Source organism: Streptomyces sp. NBC_01176 (assembly GCF_045039825.1).
Lineage (GTDB): Bacteria > Actinomycetota > Actinomycetes > Streptomycetales > Streptomycetaceae > Streptomyces.
Genome location: NZ_CP108600.1, coordinates 6304986 through 6322117, shown reverse-complemented (window position 1 = coordinate 6322117; position 17132 = coordinate 6304986). Strand labels below are relative to the sequence as shown.

The 17132-nt window shown below is 71.9% G+C and carries 13 protein-coding genes; 7 read left to right on the top strand and 6 right to left on the bottom strand.

Annotated elements, in window-relative coordinates:
* Nucleotides 1-38 precede the first annotated feature (38 nt).
* The 3 genes from OG199_RS27280 (at nt 39) to OG199_RS27270 (ending at nt 2856) form a co-directional block, all read left to right on the top strand.
* Nucleotides 39-1079 carry a 2-hydroxyacid dehydrogenase gene (locus OG199_RS27280; protein ID WP_405831711.1) on the top strand — a complete coding sequence of 347 codons (1041 nt, stop codon included), beginning with the start codon at nt 39-41 and terminating at the stop codon, nt 1077-1079.
* 38 nt (nt 1080-1117) lie between these two features.
* Nucleotides 1118-2539, top strand: a complete 1422-nt coding sequence (locus tag OG199_RS27275) for an FGGY family carbohydrate kinase (protein ID WP_405831709.1) — start codon at nt 1118-1120, stop codon at nt 2537-2539.
* Between the two features lie 92 nt (nt 2540-2631).
* Nucleotides 2632-2856: a hypothetical protein gene (locus OG199_RS27270; protein WP_356800887.1), complete on the top strand. Its 225-nt coding sequence runs from the start codon at nt 2632-2634 to the stop codon at nt 2854-2856.
* 23 nt (nt 2857-2879) lie between these two features.
* Here the strand turns inward: OG199_RS27270 and OG199_RS27265 are convergent, their stop codons facing one another.
* A complete protein-coding gene (locus OG199_RS27265) occupies nt 2880-3536 on the bottom strand; it encodes a DsbA family protein (protein WP_356800888.1) in 657 nt (218 codons plus the stop codon).
* A gap of 137 nt (nt 3537-3673) precedes the next feature.
* On the opposite strand from OG199_RS27265, the gene pepN reads away from it, so the two are divergent.
* Nucleotides 3674-6265 carry an aminopeptidase N gene (pepN, locus tag OG199_RS27260; RefSeq protein WP_405831708.1) on the top strand — a complete coding sequence of 864 codons (2592 nt, stop codon included), beginning with the start codon at nt 3674-3676 and terminating at the stop codon, nt 6263-6265.
* A gap of 296 nt (nt 6266-6561) precedes the next feature.
* Complete coding sequence (locus OG199_RS27255; protein WP_356800890.1) at nt 6562-7614, top strand: hypothetical protein; 1053 nt, start codon at nt 6562-6564, stop codon at nt 7612-7614.
* A gap of 100 nt (nt 7615-7714) precedes the next feature.
* On the opposite strand, the gene OG199_RS27250 is transcribed toward OG199_RS27255, so the two are convergent.
* From OG199_RS27250 to OG199_RS27230, 5 genes are all read right to left on the bottom strand, one after another.
* On the bottom strand, nt 7715-8881 hold the full coding sequence (locus OG199_RS27250; protein WP_405834685.1) for a serine hydrolase domain-containing protein: 1167 nt from the start codon (nt 8879-8881) through the stop codon (nt 7715-7717).
* A 108-nt stretch (nt 8882-8989) separates the two neighbouring features.
* On the bottom strand, nt 8990-10762 hold the full coding sequence (locus OG199_RS27245; RefSeq protein ID WP_356800891.1) for a TIGR03767 family metallophosphoesterase: 1773 nt from the start codon (nt 10760-10762) through the stop codon (nt 8990-8992).
* A 200-nt stretch (nt 10763-10962) separates the two neighbouring features.
* Nucleotides 10963-11475 (bottom strand): NUDIX hydrolase, encoded by a 513-nt coding sequence (locus OG199_RS27240; protein WP_356800892.1) that lies wholly within the window; start codon nt 11473-11475, stop codon nt 10963-10965.
* A 9-nt stretch (nt 11476-11484) separates the two neighbouring features.
* On the bottom strand, nt 11485-12363 hold the full coding sequence (locus OG199_RS27235) for a pyridoxamine 5'-phosphate oxidase family protein (RefSeq protein ID WP_356800893.1): 879 nt from the start codon (nt 12361-12363) through the stop codon (nt 11485-11487).
* A gap of 12 nt (nt 12364-12375) precedes the next feature.
* On the bottom strand, nt 12376-12828 hold the full coding sequence (locus OG199_RS27230) for a VOC family protein (protein WP_266699207.1): 453 nt from the start codon (nt 12826-12828) through the stop codon (nt 12376-12378).
* Between the two features lie 130 nt (nt 12829-12958).
* Here OG199_RS27230 and OG199_RS27225 point away from each other — a divergent pair, with 130 nt between their 5' ends.
* Nucleotides 12959-13525 carry a CGNR zinc finger domain-containing protein gene (locus OG199_RS27225; protein ID WP_405831704.1) on the top strand — a complete coding sequence of 189 codons (567 nt, stop codon included), beginning with the start codon at nt 12959-12961 and terminating at the stop codon, nt 13523-13525.
* 243 nt (nt 13526-13768) lie between these two features.
* On the top strand, nt 13769-17080 hold the full coding sequence (locus tag OG199_RS27220; RefSeq protein ID WP_356800895.1) for a S8 family serine peptidase: 3312 nt from the start codon (nt 13769-13771) through the stop codon (nt 17078-17080).
* Nucleotides 17081-17132 lie beyond the last annotated feature (52 nt).

Here is a 17132-nt window from a genome sequence, read left to right as displayed (position 1 = left end):
TCCTGTACGGCCGCCACGCGGGCTGGGAACCTGCTGCGGTGAGGACCACACCTGTCCATGTGCTGGCCGCCGGTGACCACTTCGTCCTGCCGTCCCTGATCGCCGAAGCGGTACGCGCCTCGCTCGGTGAACATCCCTGCTCGGTGCAGGAGTTGAAGCTCGGCTGGCCGCTGGAGCCGTTCGGCCCGGTGGCCGAGGTGGAGGAGGCGAGCGACGCCGAGGAGGAGCTGATCGACGCGCTCGCCGACGCGGACGTCCTGGTCACCCAGATGGGGCCGGTGACGGAGCGGGTGCTCGCCGCATCGCCCCGGCTGCGGCTGGTGGTCGTGTGCCGGGGCGGCCCGGTGAACGTGAACCGGGACGCGGCCCGCGCGCACGGCGTACGGGTGTGCTTCGCGCCCGGCCGGAACGCGGCGGCCACCGCCGAGTTCACCATCGGGCTGCTCCTCGCCGTCCTGCGGCGCATCCCGCGGGCGCACGATCTCCTGGCCCGGCAGGAGAGCTGGGAGGGGGCGGCCTACTACACGTACGAGCGGGCGGGTCTCGAGCTGGAGGACCTGCCGGTCGGACTCGTCGGGTACGGGGCGGTCGGCAGCCGGGTCGCCCGGGTGCTCGGCGCGTTCGGCGCGCGGGTCCTGGTGCACGACCCGTACGTGCGCGGCGAGGTGCACGGGCTGCGGATGGGCTCGCTGGACGAGCTGCTGCGCCGGTCCCGGGTGGTCAGTCTGCACGCGCGCCTCACCCCCGAGACCCGTGGACTGCTCGGCGCCCGCGAGCTGGCGCTGCTGCCGCCCGGCGCCGTCCTGGTGAACGTGGCGCGCGGTCCGCTGGTCGACGAGGGCGCGTTGTGCGAGGCGCTGCGGAGCGGGCGGCTGTCGGCGGCGGCGCTGGACACCTACGTGCGGGAGCCGGTCCCGCCCGGTTCCCCGCTCTTCGGCCTGGCCGCCTCCGGACGGCTGGTCATGACCCCGCATCTGGGCGGGGCGAGCCGCGCGGTGGCCGAGAAGGCGGCGCGCATCGCGGCGGCCGAGGTGGGCCGCTGGACCCGCGGGGAGCCACTGGCGCACTGCCTCGACTGAAGCCCGTACCGAGCGACGCGTTGACCTGAGGAGGCGGCATGTACATCGGTGTCGATGTGGGCACGTCCCTGGTGAAGGCCGCGGCCTTCGACTCCGGGGGCCGCCAACTGGCCGTCGAGGCCCGGCCGGTCGAGCTCGTCCTGCGCGGCGGTCTCGTCGAGCAGGACATGGAGGAGGTGTACGCGGCGGTCGTCGCCGTGCTCACCGCGCTGACCGCCGCCGTGCCCGGTCCCGTGGAGCTGGCGGGGCTGACCGGGCAGGGCGACGGGGTGTGGCTGGTCGATACCGAGGGCGGGCCGGTGCGCGCGGCGGCCTCCTGGATGGACGGCCGGGCCCACGAGCAGCTCGACCGGTGGCAGGCGGACGGCACGTTCGAGGAGGTCTTCCGGCGCACCGGCGGCGCGATGTTCCCGGGCTCCCCCGGCCCGCTGCTGGCCTGGCTCGACCGTCACGAGCCCGCGTCCCTCGACGCCGCGGCCACCGCCCTGTACTGCAAGGACATGGTCTTCGAACGGCTGACCGGGGTGCGGGCGACCGATGTCTCGGACGCGTCGATGCCGTTCCTCGACCCGCGCACCCGGACGTACGACGACCGCGTCGTCGACCTGCTCGGCCTGGCCCACCGGCGCCGGCTGCTCCCGCCGATCGGCGACCCGCTGCCCGTCGGACGCACGCTCGGCGGCGGTCTGCCCCCGCACACCCCGATCGCCAACGGGCCCTACGACCTGGCCGCCTGCGCGCTCGGCGCGGGCCTGACCGAGCCCGGCGACGGCCTGCTGATCGTCGGCACCTGTCTGGCCGCTCTGGTGGCGACGGCCGACCTCGACCTGACCGGCGAACCGGCCGGCCTGTACATCTCCACCGACCGGCCGGGCTTCTGGCTGCGCGCCATGCCCGCGATGGTCGGCACGGCCGCGCTGGACTGGGTGCTGTCGACGACGGGGGTCCACCACGACGAGGTGGACGCGCTGCTGGACACCACCCCGCCCGGTGCGAACGGGGTGCGCGTGCTGCCGTACTTCGCCCCGTCCGGTGAGCGGGCGCCGTTCGTGGAGCCGCGGCTGCGTGCCGAGCTGACCGGTGTCTCGCTGGAGTCCAGCCGCGGCGACCTCGTCCGCGCGGTCTGCGAGGGCATCGGCTACGCGGCCCGGCACTGTCTGGAGGCCGCGGGTCTGAAGGGTTCCCTGGCGGTCTGCGGCGGCGGCACCCGAAGCCCCGCCTGGATGCGGCTGCTCGCGGACGTCCTGGGCCGGCCGCTGCGGGTGGCCGAGGGCGAGGTGGGCGCGCGCGGCGCGGTGCTCGCCGCCGCCGAGCGGTACGGGATCGCCCTCGACACGGCGGCGTGGACGGAGCCGACGGCGGTGGTACGGCCGGACCCGGGGCGTGCGGCGTACTACGCCGAGGGGTACGAGGACCACCTGTCCAGGCTGGCGCGGGCCCGCGAACACGCCCGCCGCTGAACACCCGGGCGGTGCGACGCGACCGGCGCGGCGGCGTGCGCCGTCTTACGGTATGGGTGCTTCCGGTGCATTGTGGCGGGATGCCTAGGGAAATGACGTATCCCTGCTACACGTGCGGATCGGACCAGCCGCACCGACAGCCCCGGGACGACCGGGAACGGGACATCATCCGCGAGCTGGCGCACGCCCGGACGCCCCACGCGTACGTCGACGACTACTGGATCTGCGGCCGCACCGACTACGACTGCCGCAACATCCGGCACGCGTGGCGGGTCAAGCCGTTCGACCCGCCACAGAAGATGCCCGAGCCGGACTGAGGAAGACGTCCGGGCCGACCGACTCAGAGGTTGCTGAAGTCCGGACCGGCCGTCCGCGTCCGCTTGATCTCGTAGAAGCCGGGCGTGGAGGCGACGAGCAGCGCGCCGTCCCACAGCCTGGCCGCGGCCTCGCCCTTCGGGGTCGGGGTGACGACCGGGCCGAAGAAGGCGATCTGCTCGCCGTCGTCGCCGGGGAGCGCGATCACCGGGGTGCCGACCTCCTGGCCGACCTTGTCGATGCCCTCCTTGTGGGAGGCGCGCAGCTCGGCGTCGAACTCGAAGTCCTCCTGGTCGGCGTAGTCGATCAGGGAGGCCGGCAGGCCGACGTCGGCGAGCGCGCCCGCGACCGCCTCGATGGTCGGGCCCTCGCCCTGGTTGTGGATGCGGGTGCCGAGCGCGGTGTACAGCGGGCCGAGGACGTCCTCGCCGTGCTTCTGCCACGCGGCGGTGACCACCCGGATCGGCTTCCAGGCCTTCGTGGCGAGCATCTCCCGGTACTCCTCGGGGAGCGTGTCCAGCTTGTCCTCGTTCAGCACCGCGAGGCTCATGATGTGCCAGCGGACCTCGATGTCCCGGACCTTCTCCACTTCCAGGACCCAGCGCGAGGTCATCCAGGCCCAGGGGCACAGCGGGTCGAACCAGAAGTCGACGGGGGTCTTGCCGGAGATGGTCTCGGACATGGTTCTCCTCAAAGGGTCCTCTTTTCGGGGGCAACACCACGAGTGCCCCGGGTCATTCCCGGGTGCCCGCCGTCAGGGGCACATGGGAGGATCGCTCCTGTTCACACATGTCCATGACGCCATGAGGGAGTGCCGCCGTGCCCGGTGAGAATCTGTCCCGCGACGAGGCCCAGGAGCGGGCAGCCCTGCTGTCCGTGGACGGGTACGAGGTCTCCCTCGACCTGCGATCCGCCGTGGGCGACACCGAGGCCGGAGCGCGTACGTTCCGCTCGGTCACCACGATCCGCTTCCGCTGCGCCGAACCCGGCGCCGCGAGCTTCGCCGACCTGATCGCACCGAGCGTCACGGCCGTCTCGCTCAACGGCAGGGACCTCGACCCCGGCGAGGTGTTCGACGGCACCCGTATCCGGCTGGAGAACCTCGCCGCGGAGAACGAGCTGGTGGTCGACGCCCAGTGCGCCTACTCCCGCACCGGCGAGGGCATGCACCGCTTCGTCGACCCCGAGGACGGCGAGACCTACCTCTACACCCAGTACGAGCCCGCGGACTCCCGGCGCGTCTTCGCCAACTTCGAGCAGCCGGACCTCAAGGCGCCCTTCCGCTTCGAGGTGCGGGCCCCCGAGGGCTGGGTCGTGTGGAGCAACGGCGTCGGTGAACTCACGGACGGGGTGTGGAAGTTCGCCGAGACGAAGCCGATCTCGACGTACATCACGGCGGTCGTGGCGGGCCCGTACCACTATGTGACGGACAGCTACTCCCGCACCTTCGACGACGGTACGACGCTGGAGATCCCGCTCGGCGCGATGTGCCGCAAGGGCCTGGCCCCCCACTTCGACGCGGACGACGTCTTCCTCGTCACCAAGCAGGGGCTGGACTTCTTCCACGACCACTTCGACTATCCGTACCCCTTCGGCAAGTACGACCAGGCGTTCGTGCCCGAGTACAACCTCGGCGCGATGGAGAACCCGGGACTCGTCACCTTCCGGGAGGAGTACATCTTCCGCGGCAAGGTCACGCGGGCGTCGTACGAGGGCCGGGCGAACGTCATCCTGCACGAGATGGCGCACATGTGGTTCGGCGACCTCGTCACCATGGAGTGGTGGGACGACCTGTGGCTCAAGGAGTCCTTCGCCGACTTCATGGGCGCGTTCGCGCTGGTCGGGGCGACCCGCTTCGAGGACGGCTGGATCACCTTCGCCAACCGCCGCAAGGCGTGGGCCTACCGCGCCGACCAGCTGCCGTCCACCCACCCGATCACGGCCGACATCCGCGACCTCCAGGACGCCAAGCTCAACTTCGACGGCATCACGTACGCCAAGGGCGCCTCGGTGCTCAAGCAGCTCGTCGCGTACGTCGGCCAGGACGCCTTCCTGGAGGGCGCGCGCCGCTACTTCAAGCGGAACGCGTACGGCAACACGCGCCTGGGCGACCTGCTGTCGGCGCTGGAGGAGACCAGCGGGCGTGATCTGGCCACCTGGTCGCGGGCGTGGCTGCAGACGGCCGGGGTCAACTCGCTGACCCCGCAGGTGATCCTGGGCGCGGACGGACGGGTCGCCGAGCTGTCCGTGCTCCAGGAAGCGGCCGAGTCGCATCCCGAACTGCGCCCGCACCGGGTCGCGGTGGGCCTCTACCGGCGCGAGACCCGGCCGGACGGGGAGACCGGTTCCCTGGTGCGCTACGCACGCGCCGAGACGGACGTCGACGGCCCGCGCACGGTGGTCGGGGAACTCGTCGGCGCCGACGCCCCGGAGCTGGTCCTCGTCAACGACGACGACCTGACCTACTGCAAGATCCGCTTCGACGAGAACTCGCTGGCCACGCTGCGGGAGCTGCTCGGCGACATCACCGACCCGCTCGCCCGCGCGCTGTGCTGGTCGGCGCTGTGGAACCTGACCCGGGACGGGCTGATGCCCGCCCGTGACTTCGTCGGCCTGGTGCTGCGCTTCGCGGGCCGCGAGTCGGACATCGGCGTGCTCCAGATGCTGCACGCGTGGGCGGACTCCGCGCTCACCCACTACGCGGCGCCGGACTGGCGGGCGACCGGCGGCCGGCTCCTCGCCCAGGGCGCCCTGAAGGAGCTCCGGCTCTCCGAGCCCGGCAGCCAGCACCAGCTCACCTGGGCCCGTTTCTTCGCGGCGGTCGCCTCCGAACGGGCCGACCTGCGGCTGCTCCAGGACCTGCTGGACGGCACGGCGAAGATCGACGGCCTGGACGTCGACCAGGAGCTGCGCTGGGCGTTGCTGGAACCGCTGGCCGCCCACGGGATCGCCGACGAGTCCGCGCTGGCCGCCGAACTGGCCCGCGACGACACGGCCTCCGGCAAGCGCCACCAGGTCCGCTGCCTCGCCGCCCGTCCGTCGGCGGCGGTCAAGGCCCAGGCCTGGGCCCAGGTCGTCGAGTCGGACGCGCTGTCGAACGCGCTGGTGGAGGCGACCATCGCGGGGTTCACCCAGCCGTCGCAGCGGGAGCTGATCGCGCCGTACGCCGGGAAGTACTTCGCCGCCATCGAGCGGATCTGGGCCGAGCGCTCCATCCAGATCGGCATGGACGTGGTGAAGGGCCTGTTCCCCTCCCTCCAGGGCTCCCAGGAGACCCTGGACGCTACGGACGCGTGGCTGACAGCGCACGAGGGCGCGGCGCCGGCCCTGCGCCGCCTGGTGCTGGAGGCCCGCGACGATCTGGCACGGGCGCTGCGCGGACAGCGGTACGACGCGGCGACCGCCGGCTGAGCCGGGCGGAAACGAGCAGCGACGCGCGGAGGCGGGCGGACCCGAGCGGAAACGAGCGGTCCGACCCGCGGCACCGGAGGGGCACCGGTTCCGACCGGTGCCCCTCTGTCGTGGACATCACCGGTACGAGTGGTTACGAAATTCAGGTATGCAGAGCCGTAACCCCTACTAGTCCCCATCAGGACCAGCGCCTTTCGGCACTCGAACGCCCGTACTTTAGGACGAGCTTGTCCGCATTTGTCGACGAGCGTGTAACAGCGGTTAGGGGACGGATCGGGCGCGGAAAGCCCCTGTGCATGAACCACGACACCCCGCTCTCCCCCCGCCCCCTGCGTCACCTCTCCGACGTCCGGCGCCGGGTGCTGACCACCGCCCAGCTGCGCGCCCGCGGCGTCACCGCCGCCGGGGCGAGCGAGCAGTGCCGGCCGGGCGGACCCTGGCAGCAGTTCCTTCCCGGTGTCTTCCTCCTCCACGCCGGGCCACCCACCTCCGAGGAACGCCTGCACGCGGTCCTGCTGTTCGCGGCCCGCACCCCCGCGACGGCGCCCGCGACCGCGATCCCCGTCCAGCCGGGCGCCGAGGAGCCGCACGCCCCCCAGCCCTACTCGGACGCGCTGATCACCGGTCTGGCCGCCCTCACCCTGTACGGCTTCACGTCGGCCCCGTCCCTGCTCTCCCTCGACAGGATCGACGTCCTGGTCCCCCGCCTGCGCAGGCTGCGCTCGCAGGGCTGCGCCCGCGTCGTCCGCACCGCCTCCCTTCCCGCGCCCTCCTACGTCACCGGTGTCCCGGTCGCCCCGGTCCCGCGCGCCCTCGCCGACGCGGTGGCGGAGCTGACGGACGCGGACGCGGTGCGCCGTCTGCTGACCGAGGCGGTACGCGTCGGCCATTGCGATCCGGCGGCGGTGGTGCGGGAGTTGACGCAGGCCCGGCTGCTGAGCCGGCCGCACGTGATGGACGCCGTCGACTCCCTGCTGGCCGAGGGACGCTCCGTCGCGGAGGACCGGCTCTACCGCATGGTCCGTGAGCACGGTCTGCCCGAACCGGTCTGGAACGTGGACCTCCGTCTGCCGGGCGGCCCTCACCTGGGCGGTCTGGACGCCTACTGGCCGGAGCAGGCGGTGGCCCTGGAGCTGGACACCCGGGCTCCCCGCCAGGACGAGGACTCCCTCTGGTCGGAGTACGCCCGCAAGCGCGAACACCTGGAGCGGCTGGGCATCACGGTCGTCCACGTCACGCCGAGGAAGCTCCGTGACGCGATCCAGCAGCAGGCGACGGTCGTCCGGACCGCCCTGATGGCGGCGAACGACCGTGAACCGGCGGCGTATGTCGTGGTGCTGCCCCGGTAGATGGGACCGGACGGGCGGCAGGAGGGGAGCGGAGGGGCCACCGGGGTGCCGGTGGCCCCTCCGCGTTCGTGCGGGCACGGACCCGGGGTCCGGGCGGCGGCTACGGGGAGCAGAACTCCGCGTCGATCACCGCGTCACTGTCCCCCGACCAGTCGCCGTTGAAGTTGAAGGCGAGGAAGTGGCGGCCGTCCGCCGTCGTGGTGGCCGAGGACGTCGAGCCGTGGATGCCGCCGTCGTGGCCCCAGACGTGGACACCGCAGCCGAGGGTGCGGTCGATCAGGCCGAGACCGTAGCGGGCGTTCGGGATCCCCTCGGCCGTAACCGTGGTCTTCATCTCCTTGAGCTGCTCGGGCGGGAGGAGCCTGCCGCGCAGCAGCGCGGTGTAGAAGCGGTTCAGGTCGGAGGAGTCGGAGATCATCCCGCCCGCGGAGGAGGCGAGGGAGGGGTTCAGGGTCGTCACGTCGTAGGTCGGGCCGGTCGTCGTCGCGGCCAGTTTCGAGTACGCGCGGCTGCTGGAGCGCGGGAGCGTCGTCCGGGTGCCGGGGACGGAGGTCGCGCGCAGGCCCAGCGGGGCGATGATGCGCCGGTCGATCTCCGTCGCGTACGAGTGGCCGGTGACCTTCTCGATGACCATGCCCGCGAGGATGTAGTTGGTGTTGGAGTAGCTCCAGGACGCGCCCGGCGCGAACAGCGGCCGGTGGGCCGTCGCGATCGCCACGAGCTCGGCGGGCGACTTGGTGTCGTAGCGGTGCCGGAGGAAGCCGTCCTTGAGGAAGTAGGTCCGTACGAAGTCCTCGTCCTCGGTGTAGTCGAAGATGCCGCTGGTGTGGTTGAGGAGCCGGCGGACCGTCACCTTGCGGCCGTCGTTGCCGTGGCCGCGGACCAGGCCCGGGAGCCATCGGTCCACCGTGTCGTCCAGCGACAGCCGCCCCTCCGCCTCCAGTTGCAGCAGCACGGTCGACACGAAGGTCTTGGTGATGCTGCCGACGCGGTAGCGGTCGCTCCCGCCGCGGGGCTCGCCGGTCCTCAGGTCGCCCACACCCGTCGTGGCGGACCAGGTGCCGCGACGGTCCCCGGCCGTCGCCGTGACACCGGGGACGCCCGACCGCACGACGGCCTCCATGGCCCGCTCCGTCGCGGCGTGGCCCGCCGCGACGTGAGCCGCCGACCCCGCTCCCGCCGATGCGTGAGCCGCCGACGCGGGCCCCGCCAGGGCCGCCGCCAACGCCAGTGCGGTGAGCCCCACCACTCCCGTACGTACGGGCATCCGCTTCATGTCTTCCCCGTTTCCGCCGCTTTGCCGACGAGCATGTCGGCGGGAGGGACCCGCGGCGCGGGGGTGAGGGTTGAGCGGCCTGGGCCGGTTGGGTGGGATTCAGCCCTTCTTCAGGACGAGCTCCGTGTTGCGGTCGCCCGAGGTGCCGCTCAGCACGGTGCTCCGGCCGGGCGCGTTGAAGGAGAGCTCGCGGTAGAGCGCCGCCAGGCCCGTCTGGCTCAGGTCGGAGAAGTCCGTGCGGTGCGGGGCGGCGGACTCGATGAGGGTGGTGAAGAGGGAGAGCGTGCCGTCCTTGTTGTCGACCAGCTCGACGATGCGGGCGAGGTGCGGGAAGTCGACGTGGGAGGCGGTGTTGATCTCCCAGAACGACCCGTTGCCCGGCGCGGAGTGCGGGATGATCTCGTTCTTGTGGGTGTGGCCGTTCACCCAGGCCAGGACGTTGCGGTGCTTGGAGAGCGCGGCGACGACCTCCTCGCCGCCGTGGCGCTGCTCACCGGGGTGCGCGGGGTCCTTGCGGCGGTTGCGCATGGACTTGCTGGTGTGGTGGCTGAAGACGATCGCGTACGAGTCCTTGTTCTCGGTCAGCGTCCGCTCCAGCCACTTCAGCTGGGCCGTGCCGACCGAGCCCTCGTAGTGGCCGCCCGGGTCGGTGGTGTCGAGGCTGACGCCGATGACGTCGTCGGCGATCCGGAAGGCGTAGTACTGGGTGCCCGCGGTGAGGTTCGCCTCCGAGTAGCCGTGGCCGACCGGGCCCGGTCCGGTGTGCGCCGGGTCGAGGTGCGCCTTGAGGTACTCGGCGGGGGTGAAGGGAGCGCGCGACTCGTCGGGGGTGACCGACCTGAGCTGCCGCGCGTGCGCCTTGAGCAGGTCCCGGAGCTGGGTGCCCTTGGGGTCCTTGTCGTTCTTGATCGCGGCACGCAGGTCGACGCTCTGCGAGGCCGGCAGGCTCATCAGCTTCTTGCCGCCGACCGCGAACTCGGCGAGGAAGGAGTCGCCGTGCCGGTAGCAGCCCAGCGGCAGCGCGTCGTGGTTGCCGACGGTGGAGTACCAGGGCAGGCCGAGGCCCGGGCTGCGCAGTTCGCGGATGGCGGCGGCCAGGAAGCCGTGGAGGTGCGGGAAGCCGCGCTGCTTGTCGGCGTCGCGCACGGCCCCGTCGGGCTGCCAGTACGTCGTGATGCCGCTGTTCTGGACACCCTCGTAGTGGCGCGGGTCACCGCTGTTGGGGCGGATGCGGCCGCCGCTCATGACCTTCAGGAACCAGTCCAGCTCCGTCTTGGAGTTGTTGTCCGTGTTGTCCCCGGTGGTCATCACGAAGTGCAGCGGGGAGCCGGTGACGGGGGCTCCCCGCAGCGAGTTGACCCGCTCGACGAGCGAGACGGCGCCCGCGACGGTCAGCGCCTCCTGCGGACGCCAGGCGTTCGCGGCGCCCGAGCGCAGGAACTCCAGCCGCAGCGGGTGCTGGACGTCGATCAGGTGGAGGTCGGTGAACTGCACGAAGGAGGCGAGCGCGGTGCGCCGCTCGGCCCGGCCGGCCTTGGCCGACGCCAGCTCGCTGCGCACCACCCGCTTCCAGGCGGGGCCGTCGCCGAGCCGCTGGTAACCACCGGTGCCGGAGCGCGGAGCGGCGACGCTCTGCAGGGTGGTGCCGCGCTCGTACGGCGCGAGCGGGGCGGGGGGCGCCTTGCGGGAGACGGCGACGGGGGCCTCGCCGGCGTCGGCGGCATGCGCCCCGCCCGCGTCGGCGGCGTGCGCCTCGGAGTCGGGCCGCAGGGCGTAGCCGATGCCCGCGGACAGGGTCACCGCCCCGGTGGCGGCGAGGAGGGTACGGCGATTCATGGCAGCGGCGGTGGCGACAGAGCGTATGCGCGACATGGCGCGATCTCCCCGAGTGCGAACGCGTCGGCAGTGGTCGCGGGGGGCTCGTTGCGGTAACTCCCCGCTCACTCTGGATCGTTGGCACCTGGGGTGACCTGGACGTTAACTCGACGGCAACGCCCGACGCCGATCACCGTACGTGGATCTTGGACTACCCTGCGCGTCCATGGAGCCCTCCCCGGACGGCCGGGAGGCGGTCACTCCGTGTTCATTTTCCGGGGTAGGGAACGGTGGCCGTGGTCGGCCGCGGCCCGGCCCGCGGGCCGGGTCGCACGCCCGAGCGCCGGTCGTTCGCGCCAGAGCCCCAGGCCTATGTCGACCAGTCCGACCCGTTCGAGCGACGGCACCTCGTCGAGGGGGTACCAGGCCGCCATGTCGGTGGAGCCGTCCGTCTCGTGGCGGAGTTCACCGCCGGTGATCCGGGCCTCGTAGACGATCCGGAGGCCGTGGAAGTCGGTGGCGCCGCCCATCCGGCGCGGGTGGGTGCGCAGCTGGGAGTCGATGCCGAGCAGCGCGACCGGTTCGACGGCGTACCCCGTCTCCTCGTCGACCTCGCGGACCACGGTGTCGTACGGATCCTCGCCGTGGTCCATGCCACCGCCCGGCAGGGTCCACCGTCTGGTCCCGTCGCCCGCCACCCACCGGGCCAACAGCATCTGCCCGTCCCGCACGCATACGGCGTAGGCCGCCACCCTCAACTGCTTAGGCATGCCCAGACGTTACGGCAGCGAGGGGTTGGCGGGAGAGTATTCGGGCGCCGACCAGCGCAGGGGGCTGCCCGCGGGGGTCTCGACGACCCCGGTGACGGTGAAACGGACCGTGCGCTCCCCGTCCGGGGCGTACTCGGCGCGGGCCGTGCCGGTGAGCCGCAGCACCGTCCCCGACGTCCAGTCCAGGAAGAGCAGTCCGGCGCGCGGGTCCGTCTCCAGATTGCCGAGGGTCAGGAACATGGAGTTGCCGGGGTAGTCGCGCCAGTGCAGTTCGGACGGGTCGTCCGCGTGGACGAAGCCGGGGTTGCCGCCCCGGTGGCTGGCGTCGGCGCCGTGCGCGTGGACGGTGGCCAGGAAGAAGGTGTCGGCCGCCTCGACGAGGGCGCGCTGCCGGGGGGAGAGCCGGCCGGAGCGGCGGGCGTCGCCCGGCCGGCGTTCGACCGCCTCGTAGGACTCCCTGCGCTGCAGGTACTTCGGGCAGTTGGCGAAGACCCGGTCGGCCTCCACGGCGAATCCCCGGGCGGTGGGCCGGGAACGGCCGTTCAGGCGCATCCGGCGGCGGGTGCGCGGGTCGAGCGCGATCGTGCCGACGAGGGTGCCCTCGGTGGCGAGCGCGGCGGCGAGGGGGTCGCCCTCGGCCGGGACGCCGGTGACCGAGATCTGCCGGACGCCGGTGGCCCGTACGAAGCCGGGCGGGCCCGTGAGCAGTGAGGCCCACACCTCGCCGGTGGCCGGGTCGGCCGCCCCGGCCACCAGCATCGGCTGCTGTTCGAGGAAGGCGGCGGCCACCGGGCGGATGCCCTGCCCGACCGCCTGCCCCACGTGGTCGGCGAGATCCCGGACGCCGACCCGGTCCTGTACGGCGCGCGAGCCGGAGTGATAGGTCATCTCACCCTCCGTCTAGAAGAAGCCGCAGGTCGGAGCGGACTCGGAGGGCGCCGGTGCGCCTTCGGCGCCGGTCGGGGCGTAGATCTCCAGCCGGGTGCCGTCCGGGTCGTGGAAGAAGATGCCGCCGGACGCCGAGCCCTCGCGGTGGGCGACCACGCCCTCGTGGGCGAACGCGACGCCCTGGCCGCGCAGCGCCGCCTCGTACGTCCTGACCTGGTCGATCGAGTCCACTTCGAGGGCGAGGTGGTGGAGGCCGGCGCGGTCCTCGCCGTACGGCCCCCGCGCCTGCTGCCAGAGCGTGAGCACGGGACGGGCGTCCCCGTCCGAGGAGCCCAGGAACGCGTACCTGCGCTCGTCCTCCTTGCCCTCGGCGAGAAGGGTGAAGCCGAGCACGTCCCGGTAGAAGGCGAGCGAGCGGTCGAGGTCCGTGACGTTCAGGCCGACATGGCCGGTGCGCGGTGTCATGACTGTCCTCCGGGACGGCGGTGGCCCCCACAGCGAGAGCTAACCTTTGTATGCGAGGTTAAGGGTTAGAGTGGGTAACGTCAACCAGTCATCTACTCTTGAACGGTTAGCCGCCGAAGGGAGCCCCACCGTGTCCGCCGCCACCGACCCCCGCCCCCTCACCGGGGAACCGCTCGCGCTCGACCTGCTCAACACCCGCTGGAACCGCGAGGGGGTGCCCCAGGACCTGCTCGCCGACACCGAGGGTCTGGCGGTGTGGCTGACCGCGAACGGATTCGACCTCCCGGCCGACGACACCGTGCTGCGCCACACCCTCCAGGCGCGCGACGCCCTGCGCGCGACGGTGGACGGGCTTCTGCGGGAGAAGCGCGAGGCGGCCGGAACACCCCTGACAGGGGCGGACCGGGTCGACGCCGTCCTCGCGCACGGGCGGATCAGGGTCACCCTGACGCCCGAGGGGCCGGGAGAGCGTGCCGAGTTCGAGGACCCGGCATGGGGGCCCGGCTGGCTCGCCGCGCGCAACTACGTGGAGCTGCTGGGCAGTTCCCCCGACCGCATCCGCCACTGCGCCCACGAGACCTGTGTCCTGCACTTCCTCGACACCTCACGCAACGGCACCCGCCGCTGGTGCTCGATGGCGGGCTGCGGTAACCGGGCGAAGGCGTCCCGCCACTACGCGCGCACGAAAGAGAGCTGAGCCGGCGCCCGGACGGTCAGAGGCGTCCGGCATGTCCTCCCATACCGCGCTATCACCGGCGTGACGTATGGCGGAAGTACGCCATGGTTCCATCCCGTCACGGTCAACTCTCCCCAAATAACTGTCCCTTGGGTAAAGCTGAGCGGTCATCCGGGTTCACATACCGGACTGATGTGATCGCGTCCCGCAGGAACGTCGGGACCGGTCACCCCACGCTCGTTCCTTTACCTACAAGGGATGCCGATGACCCACGACCCCCAGCGCGCTCCACTGTCGGGCGCGAGACGCGTGGCCCGCATAGCCGTGGCCGCCGGCCTGGTGGCCGCACTCTCCGCGGCCGGACCGATACCCATGGCCCTCGCCGCGGACCACGCACCCGCCGCGACGCCCGACCCGGGCACCAAGTCCGCGAGCGCCAAGCTCGGTTCGGACGACGCGGCCCTCCTCGCCGAGGCCAAGGCCGACGGCACCAAGAACGTCACGATGATGGTCGCCACCGCGCCCGGCCAGACCGAGCAGGTCGCCCGGCAACTGGACGCGGTCCAGGGCGGTCTCGTCGGCCGGACCTTCGACAAGGTCGGCTACGTCCGGGCCACCGTCCCGACCGCGAAGGCGGACGCGGCCATCTCCGCCGCCACCAAGCTCGCGTCCGTGCACGGCATCGACCTGCGCCAGGACATCGCCCTCGACGACCCGACACCGAGCGCGGACACCGCCAAGGGCGCCGACAGGGCCCACGGCACGGTCACCCGCTCCGCGCCGAACAAGAACACCCCCGCCGAGAACCCCTACAACCCGTCCTTCGAGACGGGCGCCGTCGACTTCGTGAAGAAGAACCCGAAGGCGGACGGCCGCGGCGTCACCATCGGCATCCTCGACTCGGGCGTGGACCTGGGCCACCCCGCGCTGCAGAAGACCACCACCGGCGAGCGCAAGGTCGTCGACTGGGTCACGTCCACCGACCCGGTCAACGACGGCGACGGCAGCTGGCGGCGGATGACCAGCGCGGTCGCCGGCCCGTCCTTCCCCATCACGACGGCCAGCCAGGGCACCGAGACCTTCAAGGCCCCGGCCGGCGCCTACAAGTTCAACTACATGTACGAGTCGGCCACCGCGGGCGGCGACGAAGCGGGCGACCTGAACCGCGACGGCGACACCACCGACGCCTGGGGCGTGCTGTACGACCCGGCCTCCGGGACCGTGCGGGTCGACGCGAACGACAACCTCGACTTCACCGACGACGCGCCGATGAAGCCGTACAAGGACGGCTTCCAGGTCGGCTACTTCGGCAAGGACAACCCGGCGACCGACGTCGTCGAGCGCATCCCGTTCGTCGTCGAGATCCGCAAGGACGTCGTCTACGACGCGGCCGGCTCCAAGGCCGACTACGTCAACATCGGCGTCATCTCCAGCGAGCACGGCACGCACGTGGCGGGCATCACCTCCGCGAACGGTCTGTTCGGCGGCCGGATGAACGGTGCCGCGCCCGGCGCGAAGATCGTCTCGTCCCGCGCCTGCGTCTTCGGCCCCGGCTGCACCAACATCGCGCTCACCGAGGGCATGATCGACCTCGTCGTCAACCGCGGCGTCGACATCGTCAACATGTCCATCGGCGGCCTGCCCGCGCTGAACGACGGCAACAACGCGCGCTCCGAGCTCTACACGCGTCTCATCGACACCTACGGCGTCCAGCTGGTGATCTCCGCGGGCAACTCCGGCCCCGGTGCCAACACCATCGGCGACCCCGGCCTCGCCGACAAGGTCATCTCGGTCGGCGCGTCCATCTCCAAGGAGACCTGGGCCGCCAACTACGGCTCGGTCGTGGAGAAGAAGTACGCGATGATGCCGTTCTCCTCGCGCGGTCCGCGTGAGGACGGCGGCTTCACGCCGACGCTGACGGCGCCCGGCGCCGCGATCAACACCACCCAGACCTGGCTGCCGGGCTCCCCGGTCGCCGAGTCGGGCTACACCCTGCCGGCCGGCTACTCGATGCTCCAGGGCACCTCGATGGCGTCCCCGCAGGCCGCGGGCGCGTCCGCGCTCCTGCTGAGCGCCGCCAAGCAGAAGGGCATCGCCCTGACGCCCGCCGACCTCCGCACCGCCCTCACCTCGACCGCCGACCACATCAAGGGTGTGCAGGCGTACGAGGAGGGCGCGGGCCTCATCAACATCGTGGACGCGTGGAAGTCGATCAGGAACGACGCGACCGCCCACGAGTACACCGTGAAGGCGCCGGTCGACACCGCGATCGACTACGCGCTGAAGACCCCCGGCTTCGGCACCGGGCTGTACGACCGCGAGGGCGGTCTCAAGGCCGGCGTGAAGAAGACCTACGAGATCACCCTCACCCGTACCTCCGGTCCGGACCGGGCGATCCGCCACGAGCTGCACTTCGAGAACAACGCCGGTGACACCTTCAGGATCGTCGGCTCCGACGAGGTCAAGCTCGAACTGAACAAGCCGGTCACCGTCAAGGTCTCCGCGAAGGCCTCCTCGGCCGGCATCAAGAGCGCCATCCTCGAACTCGACGACCCGCGGACCGAGGGCGTCGACCGGCAGATCCTGACCACGGTCGTGGTCTCGACGCCGCTCAAGTACGCGTTCTCCGACTCGGGTTCCGTGCAGCGCGACAGCACGCGGTCGTACTTCCTGACCGTGCCCGAGGGCGCCAGGAGCCTCGAGGTCGCCATCGGCGGGCTGAAGGGCCTGAGCCAGACCCGGTTCATCTCCATCCACCCGTACGGTGTCCCGGTCGAGGACACCGGCACCCCGTACTGCTACAGCAACTACCCGAACACCAACGGCTGCAAGCCCGACGTGCGTTCGTACGCGGACCCGCAGCCCGGTGTCTGGGAGGTCGAGGTCGAGGCGCGCCGTACGTCGCCGCTGCTCGACAACCCGTACAAGCTGGAGGCCACCGTGCTCGGCGCGGCCTTCGACCCGGAGACCGTGACGGTGCCCGAGGCCAAGGTGGGCACGCCCGTCACCGCCTCCTGGAAGGTGACGAACCAGTTCGCCGCGATCGACGGCAAGCTGCAGGGCGGCCCGCTCGGCTCCTCGAAGACGGACCGGCCGACCATCGCCCAGAACGCCACGCAGACCACCACGGTCGACGTGCCCGCGGGCGCCGCCTCGCTGGACGTCGCCATCGGCAACGTCTCCGACACCGCCGCCGACCTCGACCTGACGGTGTACGACTCCACCGGCAAGCAGGTCGCCCAGTCCGCGGACGGCGACTCGGAGGAGGCGGTCTCCATCCCCAGCCCCGCCGCGGGCACGTACACCATCGAGGTCGCGGGCTACTCGGTCCCGTCGGGCTCGACCGCGTACGACTACCGTGACGTCTTCTTCTCGTCCGCGCTCGGCACGGTCGGCGTCGACGCGTCCACGCCGGTGAAGCTCTCCACGGGCGGCACGGCGACGGTGTCCGGCACGGTCACCGCCCTGGCCCCGGCACCCGAGGGACGCGAGTTCTTCGGCCAGGTGCAGCTGGTGAACGCCCGTGGCACCGCCGCGGGCCTCGGCAGCGTGAAGATCGAGAAGGTCACGCCGTAGCGCGTGCGCCCCTGAGGGGGGCGGGCATCCGGAATTCCGGGCGCCCGCCCCC